The organism is Streptomyces sparsus (assembly GCF_054776295.1).
This window is the reverse complement of record NZ_BAAHCA010001152.1, coordinates 1-1,356: the sequence shown is the minus strand read 5'-3', so window position 1 is coordinate 1,356 and position 1,356 is coordinate 1. Positions and strand designations below refer to the sequence as shown.

Sequence of the window (1,356 nt, the reverse complement as noted above, 5' to 3'; positions counted from 1 at the left end):
GTGGCGCTGCTCGCCCACACGGTGACCGCGCCGCCGCCACCACCGGCCGCGACCGACACCAACCCCGCTCGCTCCGGCGCGCACCGGGCCTCCGCGCCGCGCGATGACGCGCTGCCCCGCTCGGTACCCGTCGAGGTGCGGGTGCCGAGGATCGAGCTGACCGCCCGGATCACCGAGGTGGGCATCGCGACCGACGGGTCCGTGGACCTGCCCGCCGAACCCGACGACGTGGGCTGGTACGGCGGCTCCGCCACACCAGGCGAGAACGGCCACACCGTCCTGGTCGGGCACCTCGACTCGGACACCGGGCCGGCCGCCTTCTACGGCCTCGGCGCGTTGCGCCGCGGCGACCGGGTGGAGCTGACCCGCCGGGACGGACGGACCGCCGTCTTCGAGATCGACACCCTCACCGTGCGGCCCAAGCGCGGCTTCCCGTCCCGGAAGGTGTACGCCCCGACCCTGGGCCCCCGGCTGACGCTGATCACCTGCGCCGACTGGGACGCCGAGGCCGAGACCTACCGGTCCAACCTGGTCGTCACCGCGCACCCCGCCGACTGACCACGCCCGGCCTACCCCTCGGCTCCGGCGCGAAGGCGGCCGGGCGGAGGGGCGCAGGGCGGCCGCCGTCAGGCGCCGAAGCCCTTGGCGCCCTTGACCGGCTTCGCCCCCGCCAGCAGGTGGGCGGGCACCAGGTCGCGGGCCGGCTCCGAGTAGCCGACCGAGACGATGCGGTCGCCCAGGTACGTGAAGCTGGTCAACGAGGCGAGCGTGCACTGCCGGTTGCGCGGGTCGTGCCACAGCCGGCGGCGCTCCACGAAACTGCGGACTATCCAGATCGGCAGCTGGTGGCTGACGCACACCGCCTCGTGCCCGAAGGCCGCGTCCTTGGCCGCGTCCAGCGCGCCCTTCATCCGCGCGACCTGCTCCATGTACGGCTCGCCCCAGGACGGCCGGAACGGGTTGCGCAGGTGGCGCCAGTTGCCCGGCCTGCGCAGCGCTCCGTCGCCGACCCCGAAGGTCTTGCCCTGGAAGACGTTGCCGGCCTCGATGAGCCGCCCGTCGGTGCCCACCTCCGTGCTGTGCGCCTTGGCGATCGGTTCCGCCGTCTCCTGGGCGCGCTCCAGCGGCGAGGCCACCACGGTGGTGACGTCGCGGTCCGCGAGGTGCTCGGCCACCCGGTCGGCCATCCGCCGGCCGAGGTCGGAGAGGTGGTAGCCGGCCAGCCGGCCGTAGAGGATGCCGTCCGGGTTCTCCACCTCGCCGTGCCGCATCAGGTGGACCACGGTGACCGTCTTGTCGTGCGCGTCGCGCAGCGGCCCGCTCATGCCGGCACCGCCTCGGCGACGGCCCGGTGGT

2 protein-coding genes are annotated in these 1,356 nt (G+C 74.7%); one reads left to right on the top strand and one right to left on the bottom strand.

Annotated elements, in window-relative coordinates:
• A partial coding sequence (locus tag ACYVE9_RS27065; RefSeq protein ID WP_461030524.1) for a sortase domain-containing protein occupies window positions 1-558 on the top strand: 558 nt, incomplete at its 5' end.
• A gap of 68 nt (window positions 559-626) precedes the next feature.
• On the opposite strand, the gene ACYVE9_RS27060 is transcribed toward ACYVE9_RS27065, so the two are convergent.
• Window positions 627-1,325, bottom strand: coding sequence for a histidine phosphatase family protein (locus ACYVE9_RS27060; protein WP_461030525.1), 699 nt, complete (start codon window positions 1,323-1,325; stop codon window positions 627-629).
• Between the last annotated feature and the right edge of the window lie 31 nt (window positions 1,326-1,356).

Bases quoted from the DNA above. Each gene is read 5' to 3' on its own strand.
- ACYVE9_RS27060 (WP_461030525.1), bottom strand. From the start codon at position 1,325: ATGAGCGGGCCGCTGCGCGACGCGCACGACAAGACGGTCACCGTGGTC.